Source organism: Qipengyuania sp. BR81-2 (assembly GCF_055693895.1).
Genome location: NZ_CM146344.1, coordinates 1,960,750 through 1,977,671 on the forward strand (window position 1 = coordinate 1,960,750; position 16,922 = coordinate 1,977,671).

Sequence of the window (16,922 nt, forward strand, 5' to 3'; positions counted from 1 at the left end):
CGTCAGGCCCTAAAGCTTAGGCCTTTGCGAGGGCCTTCATCGCACCTTCGAACAGCGCAAGCCCGTCGGTCCCGCCATGCGCGGCATCCACCGCGCGCTCGGGGTGCGGCATCATGCCGAGTACGTTCCCTGCCTTGTTGAGCACGCCAGCAATATCGCGGCGCGAACCATTGCAGTTCTCGGTGTAGCGGAAAGCGACGCGGCCATCGCCTTCGAGGCGGTCGAGCGTTTCCTCGTCGGCAAAGTAATTGCCGTCGTGATGGGCAACCGGGATGCGGATTTCCTGGCCCGCCTCGTAGCCGCTGGTGAAGATCGACTGCGCGTTCTCGACCTTGAGGCCGACGGTGCGGCAGATGAAGTGCTGGCTGGCATTGCGCATCAGGGCGCCAGGCAGCAGGCGTGCTTCGGTCAGCACCTGAAACCCGTTACACACGCCAAGGACCGGCACGCCGCGATCGGCGGCGCGGACGATCTCGCGCATGATCGGGCTGTTGGCGGCCATGGCGCCCGAACGCAGGTAGTCGCCGTAGGAGAAACCACCGGGCAGGGCGATGAAGTCGAGATTGTCGGGCAGTTCGGCATCGCCGTGCCAGACACGGACCGGCGCGGTGCCCGAGACCTGTTCGAGCGCCACCGCCATGTCGCGGTCGCAGTTCGAACCGGGGAAGGTGATGACGGCGCTGCGGAAGGCCATCAGTCGAGCTTCTCGATTTTGTAGTTCTCGATCACCGTGTTCGCGAGCAGCTTCTCGCACATCTCGGTGAGGGCCGCGTCGCTGGTGTTGTCCGCGACATCGAGTTCGACCGTGCGGCCGATGCGGACGTCGTCCACGCCCTCGAAACCAAGGCCCTCCAGCGCATGATGGACGGCACGGCCCTGCGGGTCGAGCACGCCGGGCTTGAGGCTGACGAGAACGCAGATCTTCATGGGCGGCCTTTCGGGTGGTTCGAGGCGTTGTGAGATTTGCGCGCGCCTATGCCGCGAGTGGGCCGGAAGAGCAAGCCGTGTGGGAAAACCATGCCCTGCCAGCAGCTTGGGCTGCTTGTCACATTCCGTCGATGTAACTTCGATGCAACAAACGCCGGAAACCGCGCGCTTCTGCGGCTTTCCGACTCGATATATGCGGCATTTCGGCTACTGGCCGCCGGGTCAATTCAATCCCTCCATCCCACCAACCCGCGCCATGGACAAAGGCGTCGGGCCAAAAGGATCATCTCTCCCATGATTGACCGCTCTCTTACTCTCCGCCTCCTTTCCGCCAGCACGCTGGCACTCGCCTTCGCGCAGCCCGCGCTCGCACAGGACGTCGACAGCTCCGACACCGAAGCAACCGGTGCCGAGCAGGCAGACGACGGTGCACTCGACGTGATCGTCGTGACCGCCAACCGCCGCGAGGAAAACCTGCAGGACGTCGCCGTTTCGGCAGCGACCATCTCGGCTGACGCAGCACGCGCCATCTTCGACGCCGGTGCCGACACCACCGCACTCGCGGGCCGCGTCCCGGGCCTGTTCGTCGAAAGCTCGAACGGCCGTGCCGCTCCGCGCTTCTACATCCGCGGCCTCGGCAACACCGATTTCGACCTCGCAGCCTCGCAGCCGGTTTCGGTCGTGATGGACGAAGTCGTCCTCGAGAACGTGACGCTCAAGAGTTTCCCGATCTTTGACGTCGAGCGTATCGAAGTCCTTCGCGGCCCGCAGGGCACGCTGTTCGGCCGCAACACACCGGCCGGGATCGTCAAGATCGACACGGTCAAGCCGGGTGACGAGTTCGCCGTAACCGGTTCGGCCAGCTACGGCAGCTTCGGTTCGGTCGCCATCGATGGCGGCGTCACCATTCCCGTCGCACCGGGCCTCGCCTCGATCCGCCTGTCGGGTCTGTGGCAGCAGCGCGACGACTGGATCGACAACGGCTTCACCGGTGTCGAAGATGCCTACGGCGCCTACAGCGACATCGCAGGCCGTGCGCAGCTCCTGATCACCCCGAGCGATCGCCTCTCGATTCTCGGCAGCTACTCGGTCCGCGATCTCGACGGCACCTCGACGCTGTTCCGCGCCAACATCGTCGGCCCGGGCACGAACGACCTGAACGAGAACTACGACCGCGACACCGTCTTCTTCGACGCAGGCGGCGGCAACCAGGCCAAGTACAAGGCCGAGATCGCAACCGGCAAGATCGACTACGAAGCGGATTTCGCGACCTTCACCAGTATCACCAGCTTCGCGAGCAGCGAAGGTTCGAGCCGCGGCGATATCGACGGCGGCTTCGGTGCTAGCTTCCTCCCCGTGATGGGCCCGGGCTTCATCCCGTTCCCCTCGGACACGCAGGACTCGATCGAACTCGACCAATTCACGCAGGAAGTGCGCATTGCGTCGAACAGCGGCGGTTCCTTCGAATGGCAGGTCGGCGGTTTCTACTTCGACAGCGACTTCGACGTGACCACCGTCGGCTTCGACTTCCCGCCGCCCGTCACCGTGAACCACACCAACGAGAGCTGGGCTGTCTTCGGCCAGGTCACGACTGAAGTGACCGAAGCCCTCAAGCTGACCGGCGGCGTGCGCTACACGGACGACCAGAAGGATTTCTTCGTGCGTGACGCAGCCGATCCGCAGGCCCGTTCGGTCTCGGACGACCGCATCAGCTGGGATCTCGCGGCGTTCTACGAACTGAGCGACGACGCCAGCGTCTACGCCCGTGTCGCCAGCGGCTTCCGCGCCCCGACCATCCAGGGCCGCGACGTAGCCTTCTTCGCAGCTCCGTCGATCGCCACCAGCGAGAAGATCATGAGCTACGAAGCCGGTGTGAAGTCGGAGCTGTTCGACCGCCGCGTGCGCTTCAACCTCGCCGGTTACTACTACACGATCGAGGACCCGCAGTTCTCGGCCGTCGGTGGTGCAGGCAACCTCGTGCAGCTGGTCAACGCCGAGAAGGGTCGCGGCTACGGCTTCGAACTCGACAGCGCTTTCCAGGTCACTCCCGACTTCCTGCTCACCGCAGGCGTCAGCTGGAACGATACCAAGATCCAGGACGAGAACCTCGCCGTTGGCATCTGCGCCCAGTGCACCGTGCTCGACCCGATCGTGAACATCGCCGGCACCGACCGCGCGCTGGTGGACGGCAACCCGTTCCCCAACGCTCCGGAATGGATCGCCGACGTCAGCGCCCGCTACGCAATCCCGGTGACCTCGGACGGCGAGATCTTCGCCTACACCGACTGGACCTACCAGGGTGAGACGAGCTTCTTCCTTTACGACAGCTACGAATATGTAACCGACCCGCAGATCGAAGGCGGTCTGCGTTTGGGTTACGCCAAGTTCGACGGCAGCCTCGAAGTTGCGCTCTTCGCGCGCAACATCACCGACGAGGACAACGTGAAGGGCGGCATCGACTTCAACAACAACACGGCATTCGTGAACGATCCGCGCGTCTTCGGCGTGTCGGTCCGCTTCAACTACTAAGCCGCCTCGTTTTCGAGAAACCAGAGGGGCCGGGAGGGAATACCTTCCGGCCCCTTTTCTATTCTGCGGGTGCCAGGCTGCTGTGGACGATGCTGATCCGCAGCGCGCTATCCTCGCGCAGGTAACTGGCAGCCGCATCCTTCAGCATTTCGGGCGTCACGTTGCGCAGCCGCGTCTCGTAGTCGCGGTAACGGTCGAGCCGATCCGCCCGCAGCTGGGATTCGCTGAGCAGGCCGAGCCAGTATCCGTTCTCGCGGCGGCTTTTCGCGAGACTTTCGAGCATGGGGCGGCGCGCACGGTCGAGCAGATCGGTATCGACTGGTGTCTCGCGCAATCCGCCGGCAATTTCGTCGATCGCATCGAAGACGGTTTCCGCGTCGTCGGGCGCGATGACGACCGATGCCGAGAAGCTGCCGAAGCCGTCGTATGTGTCCGACATCGAGGAATTGGCGCCCGGCGAATAGGACGCGCCGAGGTTCTCGCGGATTTCCTCGAGGAGCTGCAGCCGCATGATCGTGGCGAGCACGCGCATAGTGGCTTCTTCCTGGGCGTCGTCATCGTCGGTGGTGGGCCAGTAGACCTGCGCCAGCGCCTGGTCTGCGGCGCCCTCGTGATAAAGCGTGACCGGCTCGTTGCGATCCGTGAACGCGGCCTGCCTTTCGGCGGTGAATGGCTGCAGTGTCAGGGCGCGCTCGGGCAAGGCGCCGAATGTCCTCGCGACTTCCTCGATGACCTGCTCTTCGTCGATCTCGCCGACGACCGAGATCTCGATCGGGGCGCTGGCGAACTGGCTTTCCGTGGTCGACCGGACCTGCCCGAGGGTCACCGCCTCCAGCTTGTCCTTCGAAGGAATGCCGAAGCGCGGATTGTTGTCCGTGATGACCTGGGGGAGCTCGAACTGCGCGACCGCCTGCGGCGTAGCATCGGCGCGGGCGAGGAAGGGCGGCAGGAGCGCCTCCCAGCGGGTGAAGGCCTCCTCTCGGAAGCCCGGATCGGTGAGATAGGCGGCGGTCAGCTCCATCTGGAGCGGAAGGTCCACCATTGTCGTCGCGCCTGCCACGCGGAACTGGTCACCCTGCGTGGTCAGCCCGTTGCTCACGTCGCGCCCGGCCATGATCTGCCGCAACTCGTCATAGCTGTGCTGGCCGAGCCCACCATTATCGAGAGCGGTCGAAATGAAGAGTCCCGAGGCGATGGCTTCCTCCGGGATCGAGAGCAGGCCCGAACCGATGCGGATATTGAACCGCACGCGGCCCTGTTCGAAGTCGGTCGTCTTGAGGTTGAGGCGAACGTTGTTCGCAAAGCGCAGTTGCCGGAAAGCTAGGTCTTCTACCGTCTCGTCGGAAACGACCGTGCCGGGTGTGCCGAAATCCTTGTATGCGAATTCGACCGTTTGCCCGGCCTCGGGAGGGGCCAAGGCGACTGCTTGCGAAGAGCTCAGGGCGGCAAGGATCGCTGTATCACCCCCCTCGATCGGCTGCTTGGTGCTGACATGGACGAAGGGTGTGCCGAGCGCATAGTCCTCGCGGAAGACCTCGGCGACTTCTTCAGGCGTGAGGCCAGCGGTCACTTCCTGGAAGATTTCCCAGCTGGTTTGGGGCGTTACGAAGAGACGCCCGCTCTTGGCAGTCGAGAGGATGCCGCCGGCAAGCCCTGCACTGCGTCGAGTGTCCTGCTGTTCGGCGCGCGTGCGGTAACTGCGCGTGAAATTGGCGATCTGTTCGGCAAGTTCGCTCTCCGTGAAGCCGTATTCGATCGCGCGGCGCCATTCCTGCTCACCCAACGCAAGTGCAGCCTCCCACTCGCCCTCCTTGGCCTGCACCGTCATCGTTGCCTGGTCGTAGAGCTTGAAAAAATCGCCTGCCGAAATCCCGCCCGAGATGATCGGTGCATCGGCGCCGTTGGCGATCCGCTCGATCCGGCGGTTGACCATTGCGCGGCCAAGCGAGGACAGGATCGCTTGCCGAAAGTCCGATTGCCGGCTCTTGCGCTCGTCATAGGGGGCGAAGCGGTCAATCACAACGATGTGCTCGACATCGGGGTCGACGAAATTGGTCGCTGAAGAGGCGCGGTCGAGATCGATCGACCCGCCATCGACGCGTTCGATTTCCGTCTCGGGCGCCTGCCAGTCGGCGAAAGTCGTGGCCAGTTTTTCGCGGACAGCCGCAGGATCGATGTCTCCGACGATCACGATCGCGGCATTGTCGGGGCGATAATAGCGCCGGTAGAGCTCGCGCAGCGTCTGGGCTGGGGCCGCATCGATGTTCTCCGCCGTTCCATCCGCCCTGAACCGCGCTGCGTAGCGCGTGTCGGGCGCGACGAAGCGCAGATAGTCCTTCAGACGGCGTATCGAGTAGCTGTTGCGCGTGCGGGTTTCCGACTGGATCACGCCGCGTTCGCGGTCGACCGCGTCCTCTGCGATGGTCAGCTCGCTCGCCGTTTCGCGCATCAGCATCAGTGCCGTGTCGAGCAACTCGGGATCCTTGCGCGGCAGGTCGAGCCGGTAGATCGTGTCCTCGAAGCCGGTGGAGGCGTTGGTGTCCGCTCCGAATGCCAGTCCCTCGCGCTCCAGCAGCTTGATCATCTCGCCTTCGGGAATGTTGGTCGAGCCGTTGAAGGCCATGTGCTCGATGAAATGGGCAAGGCCGAGCTCATCGTCTTCTTCATCAACCCAGCCCACATCGAAGCCGAAACGGATGACGATGCTGTCCTTGGGTGTCTCGTTGCGCAGGATCGCGTAGCGAAGTCCGTTGTCGAGAACGCCGTATTGGATGCTGTCGTCGGGCGCGATGTCGTAGATCGCGTTGCCCCAGGCGGTGGCTCCCGATTGCTCGGCGACTTCGGCAGCTGGCGGCGTTTCCGCGTGCGCGGCAGGTGGCAATACGAGCGCCAGCAACGGCAAGGGCGCAAGCACGCGAAACGGTATTCTCATCGACAGTCCTCTCTCCGCCAACGGGTGTAGCAAGCGGACCCATGACTGCAAGCTGACTGCGCCGGGCGCTCTGCCAAGCCGCAAGGCGCATCGACGAAACCGAATTTCCCTTTCTGCCGCGCTGCGTTAGGGCTGGCGCGATGACCGCGGTCGACCTCGTCTACAATCCCGTTTCGGGCAGCTTCAGCCAGGCGCATTGCAACGCCTTACGTGACGCGCTGGAGGGCGAAGGCTTTGCTGTCACGATGATGCCGACCACGGCCGCTGGCGCGCAGCTGTCCGGGAAGGCGGAGCTGGTTTGCGTCCACGGCGGCGACGGGACGCTTCGCGATACGGTCCAGGCTCTCGGCGAAGATGCCGGGTCGGTCGCTCTGGCCGTAGCGCCTTCGGGCACGATCAATCTCGTCGCCCGCGAACTGGGTTATGCCCGCAAGCCTACCGACTTCGCCCGGCAAGTGGCCGAGGGCTGGTCGAAGGGGCGCGACGGATGGGTCGAGGCGCCGCTCTACCGGCTGGGCGACATGCCGATCGTCTCATGCCTATCCATTGGTCCCGATAGCCACGCGGTGGCGCGCGTATCGGGCAAGCTCAAGAAGCGGATCGGTCGCTACGCCTATGTCGTGGCGATGGTGCAGCAGATGCGTGACTGGCCACGCAGCGCGATGACGGTGCGGGGCGAGCTCATGAGCGGTGAAAGCTTCGAATGCGAGGCAGAAGCGGTGATCGTCTCCGGCGCCGCGCTATATGCCGGGCCTTTCCAGCTGAGCCCAGAGGCCAATCTCGCCAGCGACGCGGTCGAGCTGATCACGCTGGAGCGTTCGACACGGTTCGGAACGATGCTGCTCAGCCTTGCGGCGATGCTGCGCCTTCCCGTCGACCGCTTCGCCAATGCCGAGATACGCACCTGCCGCAGGATCGAGTTCGACCGCTGCGTCACGCCCGTCCAGGTCGACGGGGATCACATGCCCGATTGCGCCTATGCCATCGCCCCTGCCGGGCTCAGCCTGCGCTACGTCGTCTGACTACTTCTTGACCGGCTTGGTCGGCGTGCGAAGTCGGCCGCGATGCGCGTTCATGTCGAGCACTTCGCCCGGACCGCTATCTTCATTCTGCAGCAGGCCGAGACGGCGCGCGACTTCCTGGTAGGCCTCGCTCTCACCGCCCATGTCGCGGCGGAAGCGGTCCTTGTCGAGCTTCTCGCCGGTGTTGATGTCCCACAGGCGGCAGCCGTCGGGGCTGATCTCGTCGGCGAGGATCGTGCGGCTGAAATCGCCGTCCCAGATACGGCCGAATTCGAGCTTGAAGTCGACGAGGCGGATGTCGATCGCCGCGAACATGCCGCACAGGAAATCATTGATGCGGATGGCCATGCTCGACATGTCCTGCATCTCTTCGTGGCTGCACCAGTTGAAGCAAGCGATCTCTTCCTCGGAGACCTTGGGGTCGCCCAGCGCGTCGTCCTTGAGGCAGTATTCGATCAGCGTGTGCGGCAGAAGCTCGCCTTCCTCGATGCCGAGGCGCTTCGAAAGCGAACCGGCGGCGACATTGCGCACCACCACTTCCAGCGGAATGATCTCGACCTGGCGGACGAGCTGCTCGCGCATGTTCAGGCGGCGGATGAAGTGCGTCGGAATGCCGATGTGCGAAAGGCGCGTGAAGACATATTCGCTGATGCGATTGTTGATCACGCCCTTGCCGTTGATCGTGCCCTTCTTCTCGGCATTGAACGCAGTCGCGTCATCCTTGAAGTATTGGATGATCGTGCCCGGTTCGGGGCCTTCGTAGAGGATCTTGGCCTTGCCTTCGTAAATCTGGCGGCGACGTGCCATGTGCGTGTTCCTTCGCGCGAAAAACAGTCGCCCCGGTGAGTGGAATCGGGAAGGATCCGCACGGCCCGGGGCGATTGGCTGCCGCTTACCGGAAGCGCGCTGTGAAAGCAATCTAGGCGGTGAGCAGCGCCCCTACGGGCTTGAAGCGGATCGCGCGCTTGTGCAGCAGGGGCAAACCATGCCGACGCCCTTCTCATACAAGCATTCAGGCCTGCGCATCGCGTCGCAGATCGAATTGCCCGAGTGGCGCGAATTCGCCGGCGACGGGGAGGGGCCGAACGATGTGGAGATCGTGGTGTCCGACGAACCGAGTCCGGACTGCCCGGCAGACATGCCGGTGGTCGAAGATGCGGCGCTGCGTTTCTCGGTCCCGGGTATCGGCGGCTGGCAGGTCGAAGGCGGACACACAATCCGCCTTCATCCCGGGATGGCCGCCGATTTACCCGAACTGCGGCTCTTCACCCTCGGCAGCGCCTGGGGTGCGCTCGGCTATCAGCGCGGGTTTGCGATGTGGCACGGGAGCGCCGTTGCAAGGGATGGTCGCGCGATCCTCTTCTGCGGCGATACGGGCGCGGGCAAGAGCACGATGGCTGCGGCCATGGTGGCAAGAGGCGCGAGACTGGTTGCGGACGATCTCAGCCGAGTAGAACCTTCGGGTGACAGCGCTCAGATCCATCCCTCGAGCACGCGCATCAAGCTGTGGCGCGAGGCGATCGACCTGTTCGGCTGGCAGGAGGCCGTCCTCCAGCGCGACTATTTCCGCGAGGACAAGTTTCATTGCGCGGTGCCGCGTCACTGCGCGGGAGACGCGCCCTTAAGGCTTTCAGCGATCGTCTCGCTGGAAGATGCGGACGAGCTTTCGTTTACACGCCTCTCGGGCAGCGATGCGCTGGAACGGGCCATGCGGCAGGCCATGTATCGGCCCGAGATGCTCGATGCCCTTAGCAAATGGGGCGAGCAGGGCGCGCTCGGGGCGGCAATCGTTGCCGGTTGTCCGGTCTATGCGCTCCGGCGGCAGAAGGACTTCGCCGCGCTCGACGAAGTCTGCGCGCAGATCGAATCGCTCTGGTCGGAGTGAAAGGTGCGAGTCTGGGTGGGGGATGGTGCCCGGGGACGGATTCGAACCGCCGACACTGCGATTTTCAGTCGCATGCTCTACCAACTGAGCTACCCGGGCTTACCCTCGCTGCGGCCTCGCGTGGGGCCCTGCAGCGGTTGGAGTGCGCGCCTATGGCGAAGGCACGCGCGCTTGGCAAGGGCCTATTTCAGTCCTCTTGCGGCTTGATCACTTCGGCGGCGATTTCTTCGGGCAGGGCAGGCCTGCCGGGCACGGCGTAACCATCGCCGAACCATTGGGCGAGATCGCGGTCGCGGCAGCGAGTGGAGCAGAAGGGGGTGTGCTCTTCGCTGCGGGGTTTCTTGCAGATCGGGCAGGGTTTACTCATGGCCGACGATCTGGGCAGAGGCGGCCTCGATGGCAAGGGCAGGGTCGGTCTCTATCCGCAGGGGGCGTCCCGTCCGCCGTTCGACTTCCGCGAGCCAGTCGGGCCTGAGCTTAAGCTTGAGCGCGGGATGGACCGTAAGGAGCGTTGCGCCGGCGCCTTCGACCATCTCCGCACGGCGCAGTGCCATGCGCGCTGCCATGCCGACACGCGACGTGGCGAACCGGTGAAGCAGCGAAGGGCCTTCTAGCCTTGCCACGAGCTGGACGAAGCCGAAGCCGTTCATCGCGGTACGCTCGTGCGGCCAGTCGGCCAGCGCATTCTCCAGCGCGGCGTCGACCGACTTGCGATCGGCCTTGGCCCCGAGCGTGGGAAAGTCGATCCCGATCGACCCGCCCAAGTCGAATTGTCGCAGGGCGATCGCGAGCGGTTCGACCGCGGCGAGCGCCAGCGCGCGCGGATCGGGGTTTCCATCGATATCGACGAGGGTCATCGCAGGCGTCACAGCAAAGAGCAGCGAGCCGCCCGCAAATGCGATTTCGCCCGAACTGGCCGCATGCCAGACTTCTTCCCAAGCGCCTGCAGGAAAGCGGCGGACGCGTTTGCCGCTGGCGAAGACGTCTTCACCGCGCTCGACAAGATCTGCCGGACGCGCCGCCGGCAGTTTGTAGCGACCGTGTTCGGTCATTGCGGCGCGAGTGATCGCGAGATCGAGTGTGCTGCCTTCGCTCGCATCGCGCGGCAGCTTGTCGACGAGCATTTCGCGGCCGTCGACGGTTTCCGCCGTGCCGCGTGTACCGGTCTTGGAAATGAGCTTGGCTCTGATCGCCTCGCCAGCGTGGAGTTCACCCGGCCAGCGGCACTTCGCCGCCAGCACTTCGTCGCCATCGGTCAGGATCGCGCGGGTTTCGCCGATCCCTTCCTCGACCAGCCACTCAGGCAATTTGGAACCCTGCCGCCTTCAGCAGCGCGCGCGTTTCGTAAAGCGGCAGGCCGACGACACCCGAATGGCTGCCCTGGATGCGCGCGATCAGTCCTTCGGCGATCCCCTGAATGGCATAGCCGCCTGCCTTCCCGTCCCATTCGCCGCTGGCGATATAGGCGTCGATCTCTTCGCTGGAGAGGCGTTTGAACAGCACGAACGTCTCGCTCAGCCGCTCGCGAATGCTGCCGTCGGGTGCGCGCAGGGCAATCGCCGAAAGCACGCGGTGGCGGCGGCCGGAGAGGAGCTCGAGGCACTTACGTGCCGTCGCCTCGTCTTCGGCCTTGGGCAAGATGCGCCGACCTGCGGCGACGACGGTGTCGCCCGCGAGCACGAAGCCGTCCTCGCTGGCTGCGGCCTCGGCCTTTTCGCGCGCCATGCGCCTGGCATAGTCACGCGGGAGCTCACCCTTGGAGGGCGTCTCGTCGATATCGGCGGGATTGATCGCGTGCGGACTCAATCCGAGCCGCGCGATCAGTTCGCGGCGGCGCGGGCTGGCAGAGGCGAGTATGAGCTTGGGCGAACCCACGCGGACTTACTGGGGGCCGGGGCCGCCGCGTCCGGGCATGAAGCGGTAGGTGATGCGAGCCTTGGTGAGATCGTAAGGCGTCAGTTCGCAGAGCACTTCGTCGCCGACGAGCACGCGGATGCGGTTCTTGCGCATCTTGCCGGCCGTGTGGCCGAGCACTTCATGGCCGTTCTCGAGCTCGACGCGGAACATGGCATTGGGCAGCAGTTCCACAACGCGCCCGCGCATTTCGAGAAGTTCTTCTTTGGCCATTCGTTTCCTTGATTCTGTGCAGTTGGTCGATTTGTGTCGGGCGCCCATAGCCGGAGGCGGGATAAAAGGAAAGACTTCCGCATTCAGGTCATTGCAAGGCTGCTGCGACGAAGCGTTACACGGCAAGTGCTTGTGCAGAGCCACTTCTTGGTCGACATGCCGGTCGAGGGGACCAATTCAATCGAATTCGGAAGGCAATTCTTGATCTTCTTTGGTACCAGAGCATCGTGGATAGCCCTCACTGTCGCCGTCACCGCGCATCCGGGCATGGTCCTTGCGCAGGACGCGCCTGCGCAGTCGCAAGAGCCCGAGGAGCAGCAGCCGGCGGACGACACGCAGCCCGTTTCGGTAGCAGATGCTCCTGTCCTCGACGATGGCGACATCGTCGTCTTCGGCACGCGCCTCAAGGGACAGCTAACGATCGACCAGCCCCCGATTGCCGAATATGACGAGGCGGACATTGCCGCTTTCGGTGCGAGCTCGATCGCGGACGTGATTGCCTCCATCGAACCGACAACAGGCAGCGCCGCTCGCGGCAATCGTGGGGGCGGACGCCCAGTCTTCCTCATCAACGGCATCCGCGTATCGAGCTGGCGCGAGTTCCGCAGCTATCCGCCCGAGGCAGTCGCCAAGGTCGAGGTTTTCGATGAGGAAGTCGCCCAGCGCTTCGGCTATTCGCCCGACCAGCGCGTGGTGAACATCGTCCTCAAGCCCAATTTCCAGGCGCTGACTGCGGAGGTCGAATATGAACAGCCCAGTCGTGGCGGCTATTCGCGCACCGAGCAGGAAGCGACCTGGCTCAGGATCGGCGAGAAGGGCAGGCTCAATTTCGATATCGAATTGCAGGATCGCAGCCTGCTGACCGAGGCGGAGCGCGGCCTAAGCATTGCGACCGCACCGGGCGAAGCCGACTTCCGCAGCCTGATCTCCGATACGGCGGGCGTTCAGGTGGAAGCGAACTATGCCCGCGCCTACGCCGATACGGGCACCTCGCTCAGCCTCAACGGAACCTTCGCTCACAACCAAAGCCGGTCCCTCAACGGCCTTTCGCTCGATGGGATTTCGGTGCTCGAGACAGAAAGCGAGACCGACAGCTATTCGGCAGGCGCAACGATCGGCCAGCCCATTGGCGACTGGACCGCGACCTTCACGAGCGACGCCAATCTCACGAAAAGCGACACTACCATCGACCGGGCGGACGCTTCCGGCTTCGATACCGCGCTCAGCAAGACCTATTCGGTTGCAAACGACCTGACGCTCTCCGGCTATCCGATCCAGCTGCCGGCCGGCGACCTTACCATGACCTTCGACCTTGGGTTCGACTGGACTCGCCTCGAAAGCGAGGATTCGCGAAGTGCGAGCGCCCTCGAGCTTGATCGCAGCCGGCTGAATTACGGCGTGAACATCAACGCGCCGGTCCTCGCGCGCGGCGGCCCTATCGGCGGGGTGAACGTCAATTTCTCGGGCGGGGTCGATGATCTTTCGGACTTCGGCACGCTCGCGAACTGGAACCTCGGCGTGAACTGGTCGCCGACCGAGAAGCTGAATCTAAGCGCTACGCGCATCTGGCGCGAAGTGGCTCCCGGCCTCGCCAGCCTCGGCAGTCCGCAGATCGAAAGCCCCAACCGGACCGTGTTTGACTTCACGACCGGCGAGACCGTGCTCGCCACGGTCATCTCGGGCGGCAATCCGAATCTTCGGGGCGAAACCCAGACAGACTGGAAATTTAGCGCCAACTGGCAGCTGCCGTTCTGGGAGAATGCGCGCTTGCAGGCCGATTACGGCATCAACCGTTCGCGCGACGTGACGTCAAACCCGTCATTCAGTTCCGCTTTCGAAGAAGCCTTTCCCGACCGGGTCACGCGCGATTCCGCTGGCCAGCTGCTCGCGATCGACACCCGTCCGCTCACCCTGTTCCAGACGCGCAGCCGCATCCTTTCCTTCGGTTTCAACACACGCGGCCAGATCGGCAAGGCGCCCGAGCGTCCCCAGCGCGGCGAACGCGGACAGGGTCGCCCCGGCGGGCCTCCCTCGGGCGAGCGGAGAGGCGGACCTCCAGGCGGGTTCGATCCCGCGCGCATGGAAGCGATGCGCAAGGTCTTCTGTGAAACGCCGGAAGGCGAAACGCCCGACCTCTCCAAAATCCCCGAGATGTTCCGTGCGCGCCTGCTCGACGCGGATGGTAATCCGGACCCTGAGAAGATCGCCGCAGCCCGCGAACGCTTCTGCGGCGAGGAAGCCGACGAGCGCGCCAAGCGCTTTGCCGCCATGCGCGAGGCGCTCTGCACCGATCCGCCCAAGCTCGACGCATTGCCCGAACGCATGCGTGAAAGGCTGCTCGGTGAAGACGGCGAGATCGATCCCGAAAAGCTGAAAGCGGCGCGAGAGCGTATGTGTTCTTCTGAAGCTGCGGAGGGCGAAGGCCAGAACCGCCCCGGCGGGCGTCGCGGAGGAGGCATGGCGCGCATGTTCGGCGGCAATCCGAACGACACGCGCCCGCGCTACTTCCTGTCGCTCAACCACACGGTCACGCTCGAGAACGAAGTGCTACTTTCCGAAGGCGGCCCGCTGTTCGACCAGCTCGATGGTTTCGTGATCGGCGGCGGGGCCATTTCCGAACAGTCCTCGCGGCTCGAGGCCGGCGTGTTCTGGCAAGGCTACGGCATGCGCCTGTCCGGTCGCTATGTCGGCGATGCGGTGCTCCGTGGCGGCGACGTGGCGGGTGCGAGCGACCTGTTCTACGGTGACCTCGCAACCTTCGACATTCGCCTGTTCGCCGATCTCGGCGAAGTCACCAAGGCCGAGGACGGCTGGCTGAAAGGACTACGTGTATCGCTCCTGGCCAACAATGTGTTCGATGCACGCCGACGTGTGACCGATGGCAATGGCGATGTGCCCGAAGCCTTCCAGCCGCTCAGGATCGACCCGACGGGCCGCTATCTAGGCATCGATATCCGGAAAGCGTTCTAGCGAAGGCTCAGTGCAGCGCCCGCTTGGGGAAGAACAGCTTGGCGAGGCCCTGCGCCTCGAAGGGCTTCCAGGCACCTTCCTCCTGCGCGAGGCGATCCGCCACGGCATAGGCCACGACTGGATTGACCCCGAGGCCGCAGTGGCTCGCGACCACTTCGATGTTCTCACAATCCTCGCGGTCGTCGCATTGGACCGAACCGCGCCAGTGAACCACGCCGTCGGTCCGCGTCAGGATCGAGGTCGTGGGCACGGGCGGAGCTTCGGCAAGACTGCGGAAATTGCCGTCCTGCATCGGCTCGGGCTCCTTGCCGTTCAGATATTCGAACAGCCGCGTCGCATTGGTGTGGCGGCGGTCATCGGTGATCGGTGAGCCGAGGCTGATCACGAGACGCACCTTCTCGGGTGCCATCTTGGCCAGTTCGCGTGCGAAGACACCGCCAAGGCTCCAGCCGACGATGCTGATCGGGCGGCCGGTGCGATCAAAATGCTCTTCCACGCAGCCCATCATCGCTTCGATCCGCGCATTGTCGACGCGGACATTGCGGCCGAGGTTCCATCCTTTCGCATCATAACCGAGGTCGGACAGCAGCCGGCGCAGCGGAGCGGTCGAGGTATCGCCTGCCATGAAGCCGGGCAGGACGAGTACGCCGTGCCCGTCTCCGCGGGGCAATCCGTTCAGCAGCGGACGCAGCGCATAGAAGCTGGCGAGTTCCCCGAAAGCCCGTCCGGGCTCGGCGAGCAGGAGGAGACGGCTGGGCGGACGAGCCGCGTCGGGGATTGCGGTGACAGTGGTCACTTTTTGGTTGTTCCTTTCCCTTGCCGGGCAGCCGTCGTGCCTTTTGCGGTCTTTGTACGGCTGGCGACCTTCTTTGTGCCCCCCGCTGCCTTCTTTTTAGGGGCGGGTTTTGCGGGGGCCTTCTTTTTCGGCGTTGCCCGCTTCTTCGCGGCGGGCTTGGTCGCACCCTTCTTAGGCGCTTGTGGTTTCTTTTTGGTAGCCGGAGCGGGCTTTTCCGCAGATTTCGCGGCATCGCGTAGCTCAGCAAAGCTCAACTCTATGCATTCGCGGTAGAATTCCGGATCGGGCATCATTTCCCGGTCGGCAGTGAAAGCGATCGTCGCCTCGTCGGTATAGCTTTGCACCACGTGACCGAGGCCGAGGCCGTCGGTCAGGCAGAGCAGGCCCATCATGCTCTCCATCTGGGCACCGGCGGAATAGATCGGGATGGGCGGACCGGGCACGTTGGTCACGACAGTCGAGAAAATCGGGCCGACGCCGCGATTGGCAAGGCTGAGACGCGAATAGAGCTGCGCGCCGAGCGCCATGAACAGAGCAGGGCTCGCCTTGCTCATCTCGGTCATGTTGCGCGCGCCCAGCGCATCTGTCATCGCCTTGGAGTTCTTGGTCCGGTCATGCACCCAGGCGAGGCGCTCCACCGGGTCCTCGATATGCGTCCCGAGCGGGGCGATCATCGCTGCCACCTGGTTGCCCATCGAATTCTTCTCGTCCTTCGCCCGGACAGAGATCGGCGCCATGGCGGTCAGCGTTTTCTTCGGCAGCTCGTCCTTGTCGAGCAGGTATCGCCGCATCGCGCCGCCGATGATGGCGAGGAAGACGTCGTTGACCTTGGCGCCTTCTGCAGCCGTGCGCATTGCCTTGATATCGGACAGGGGCACGCTGACACCTTCGATCACCCGGTGCGGGCTGATCTTGCGATTGAAGCGTGTCTTGGGCGCCATCATCTCGGTCGAGAGATCGAAATCCTTCGCGGCGAGACCCTTGAGCGCCTTGGCGAGGCCCGGCGCGGCCTTGGCAGCGACTTCCAGCTGTTTCAGCGGGTTGGTGATCGCGTTCATGTAGCTTCGACCGAGAAGCTCGACCGGATTGGGCAGCTTTTCAGGTTTCCAGTCGTCCGGGCCGGGCGGCGGCGGTTCGTCCGCGCGCAGCGTGTGCGTGGCTTCCATAAGGTCGATCCCGCTCATCCCGTCGATGGCCGAGTGGTGGACCTTGGTGATGTAGGCATAGCAGCCCTTGGGGATGCCCTCGACGTTGTCGAGGCCTTCGACGACAGTGATTTCCCACGGTGGCCGGTCGAGATCGAGCGGGCGGGCGAAGACGCGCGCTGCCTGGATGCACAGCTGGCGCCAGTCACCAGGTTCGGGCAGCGCCACATGACGGACATGGTACTCGAGGTCGAAATCCGGATCCTCGATCCAGTAGGGATAGTCGAGGTCGAACGGCACGCGCACCAATCGCTGGCGCATGGTGGTGGAAAGCTGCAGGCGGCTCTCGATGAAGCCGAGGATGTCCTTGAATCGGACGAAACCGCCGGGCGCAGTGGCCGGATTGTAGATCAGGATCGAGCCGATGTGCATCGGCGAATTGCGCGTTTCGAGCGCAACGAAGCTGGCATCCATGCCCTGAAGCTGCTGCATCAGGCGTGTCCTTTCTGCGCTACCACTTCGCTGCTTGAGCGCGGGGTAACCTCTCCTTCAAACGGCCTGCTTTTCCGCAGGTCCGAAGCTGTGGAGG

General features: G+C 64.1%; 14 protein-coding genes and 1 tRNA gene. 4 read left to right on the forward strand and 11 right to left on the reverse strand.

Annotated features, from left to right (window positions below; all coding sequences use genetic code 11):
* Positions 1-16: 16 nt before the first annotated feature.
* Complete coding sequence (gene purQ / locus ACZ1G8_RS09910) at positions 17-694, reverse strand: phosphoribosylformylglycinamidine synthase subunit PurQ (protein ID WP_221428981.1); 678 nt, start codon at positions 692-694, stop codon at positions 17-19.
* Positions 694-927: a phosphoribosylformylglycinamidine synthase subunit PurS gene (gene purS / locus ACZ1G8_RS09915; RefSeq protein ID WP_472679253.1), complete on the reverse strand. Its 234-nt coding sequence runs from the start codon at positions 925-927 to the stop codon at positions 694-696. The genes purQ and purS overlap by 1 nt, the downstream gene beginning before the upstream one ends.
* A gap of 294 nt (positions 928-1,221) precedes the next feature.
* Here purS and ACZ1G8_RS09920 point away from each other — a divergent pair, with 294 nt between their 5' ends.
* Entirely contained in the window at positions 1,222-3,456 is a 2,235-nt protein-coding gene (locus ACZ1G8_RS09920; protein ID WP_472679254.1) for a TonB-dependent receptor, read from the forward strand.
* Between the two features lie 58 nt (positions 3,457-3,514).
* On the opposite strand, the gene ACZ1G8_RS09925 is transcribed toward ACZ1G8_RS09920, so the two are convergent.
* Positions 3,515-6,388 carry a M16 family metallopeptidase gene (locus ACZ1G8_RS09925; RefSeq protein WP_472679255.1) on the reverse strand — a complete coding sequence of 958 codons (2,874 nt, stop codon included), beginning with the start codon at positions 6,386-6,388 and terminating at the stop codon, positions 3,515-3,517.
* 140 nt (positions 6,389-6,528) lie between these two features.
* On the opposite strand from ACZ1G8_RS09925, the gene ACZ1G8_RS09930 reads away from it, so the two are divergent.
* The gene (locus tag ACZ1G8_RS09930; protein WP_472679256.1) at positions 6,529-7,410 is read left to right on the forward strand and encodes a diacylglycerol/lipid kinase family protein; all 882 of its coding nucleotides are present in this window, start codon (positions 6,529-6,531) and stop codon (positions 7,408-7,410) included.
* Here the strand turns inward: ACZ1G8_RS09930 and purC are convergent, their stop codons facing one another.
* Positions 7,411-8,217 carry a phosphoribosylaminoimidazolesuccinocarboxamide synthase gene (purC, locus tag ACZ1G8_RS09935; RefSeq protein ID WP_221428976.1) on the reverse strand — a complete coding sequence of 269 codons (807 nt, stop codon included), beginning with the start codon at positions 8,215-8,217 and terminating at the stop codon, positions 7,411-7,413. It lies immediately after the preceding gene.
* Positions 8,218-8,395: 178 nt separating this feature from the next.
* On the opposite strand from purC, the gene ACZ1G8_RS09940 reads away from it, so the two are divergent.
* Positions 8,396-9,295, forward strand: a complete 900-nt coding sequence (locus ACZ1G8_RS09940) for an HPr kinase/phosphorylase (protein ID WP_472679257.1) — start codon at positions 8,396-8,398, stop codon at positions 9,293-9,295.
* A gap of 23 nt (positions 9,296-9,318) precedes the next feature.
* On the opposite strand, the gene ACZ1G8_RS09945 is transcribed toward ACZ1G8_RS09940, so the two are convergent.
* The 5 genes from ACZ1G8_RS09945 to infA all read right to left on the reverse strand — a co-directional run bounded on the left by ACZ1G8_RS09945 (position 9,319) and on the right by infA (position 11,422).
* Positions 9,319-9,394, reverse strand: a tRNA-Phe gene (locus tag ACZ1G8_RS09945).
* A gap of 88 nt (positions 9,395-9,482) precedes the next feature.
* On the reverse strand, positions 9,483-9,662 hold the full coding sequence (locus tag ACZ1G8_RS09950) for a DNA gyrase inhibitor YacG (RefSeq protein ID WP_472679258.1): 180 nt from the start codon (positions 9,660-9,662) through the stop codon (positions 9,483-9,485).
* Positions 9,655-10,602 (reverse strand): ribonuclease, encoded by a 948-nt coding sequence (locus ACZ1G8_RS09955; protein WP_472679259.1) that lies wholly within the window; start codon positions 10,600-10,602, stop codon positions 9,655-9,657. Before ACZ1G8_RS09955 ends, ACZ1G8_RS09950 begins: the two co-directional genes overlap by 8 nt.
* The gene (locus ACZ1G8_RS09960) at positions 10,595-11,170 is read right to left on the reverse strand and encodes a Maf family protein (protein WP_472679260.1); all 576 of its coding nucleotides are present in this window, start codon (positions 11,168-11,170) and stop codon (positions 10,595-10,597) included. The genes ACZ1G8_RS09955 and ACZ1G8_RS09960 overlap by 8 nt, the downstream gene beginning before the upstream one ends.
* A 6-nt stretch (positions 11,171-11,176) precedes the next feature.
* Complete coding sequence (infA, locus tag ACZ1G8_RS09965) at positions 11,177-11,422, reverse strand: translation initiation factor IF-1 (RefSeq protein WP_007163491.1); 246 nt, start codon at positions 11,420-11,422, stop codon at positions 11,177-11,179.
* A gap of 201 nt (positions 11,423-11,623) precedes the next feature.
* Between infA and ACZ1G8_RS09970 the strand changes: the two genes are divergently transcribed.
* Complete coding sequence (locus ACZ1G8_RS09970) at positions 11,624-14,392, forward strand: TonB-dependent receptor (RefSeq protein WP_472679261.1); 2,769 nt, start codon at positions 11,624-11,626, stop codon at positions 14,390-14,392.
* 7 nt (positions 14,393-14,399) lie between these two features.
* Here the strand turns inward: ACZ1G8_RS09970 and ACZ1G8_RS09975 are convergent, their stop codons facing one another.
* A complete protein-coding gene (locus tag ACZ1G8_RS09975) occupies positions 14,400-15,188 on the reverse strand; it encodes an esterase/lipase family protein (protein ID WP_472679262.1) in 789 nt (262 codons plus the stop codon).
* Complete coding sequence (locus ACZ1G8_RS09980) at positions 15,185-16,825, reverse strand: WS/DGAT/MGAT family O-acyltransferase (protein ID WP_472679263.1); 1,641 nt, start codon at positions 16,823-16,825, stop codon at positions 15,185-15,187. The genes ACZ1G8_RS09975 and ACZ1G8_RS09980 overlap by 4 nt, the downstream gene beginning before the upstream one ends.
* Between the last annotated feature and the right edge of the window lie 97 nt (positions 16,826-16,922).

Excerpts from the sequence above, each read along its gene's own strand:
- purQ (WP_221428981.1), bottom strand. The coding sequence starts at position 694 with ATGGCCTTCCGCAGCGCCGTCATCACCTTCCCCGGTTCGAACTGCGAC.
- purS (WP_472679253.1), bottom strand. The coding sequence starts at position 927 with ATGAAGATCTGCGTTCTCGTCAGCCTCAAGCCCGGCGTGCTCGACCCG.
- ACZ1G8_RS09920 (WP_472679254.1), top strand. The coding sequence starts at position 1,222 with ATGATTGACCGCTCTCTTACTCTCCGCCTCCTTTCCGCCAGCACGCTG.
- ACZ1G8_RS09925 (WP_472679255.1), bottom strand. The coding sequence starts at position 6,388 with ATGAGAATACCGTTTCGCGTGCTTGCGCCCTTGCCGTTGCTGGCGCTC.
- ACZ1G8_RS09930 (WP_472679256.1), top strand. The coding sequence starts at position 6,529 with ATGACCGCGGTCGACCTCGTCTACAATCCCGTTTCGGGCAGCTTCAGC.
- purC (WP_221428976.1), bottom strand. The coding sequence starts at position 8,217 with ATGGCACGTCGCCGCCAGATTTACGAAGGCAAGGCCAAGATCCTCTAC.
- ACZ1G8_RS09940 (WP_472679257.1), top strand. The coding sequence starts at position 8,396 with ATGCCGACGCCCTTCTCATACAAGCATTCAGGCCTGCGCATCGCGTCG.
- ACZ1G8_RS09950 (WP_472679258.1), bottom strand. The coding sequence starts at position 9,662 with ATGAGTAAACCCTGCCCGATCTGCAAGAAACCCCGCAGCGAAGAGCAC.
- infA (WP_007163491.1), bottom strand. The coding sequence starts at position 11,422 with ATGGCCAAAGAAGAACTTCTCGAAATGCGCGGGCGCGTTGTGGAACTG.
- ACZ1G8_RS09980 (WP_472679263.1), bottom strand. The coding sequence starts at position 16,825 with ATGCAGCAGCTTCAGGGCATGGATGCCAGCTTCGTTGCGCTCGAAACG.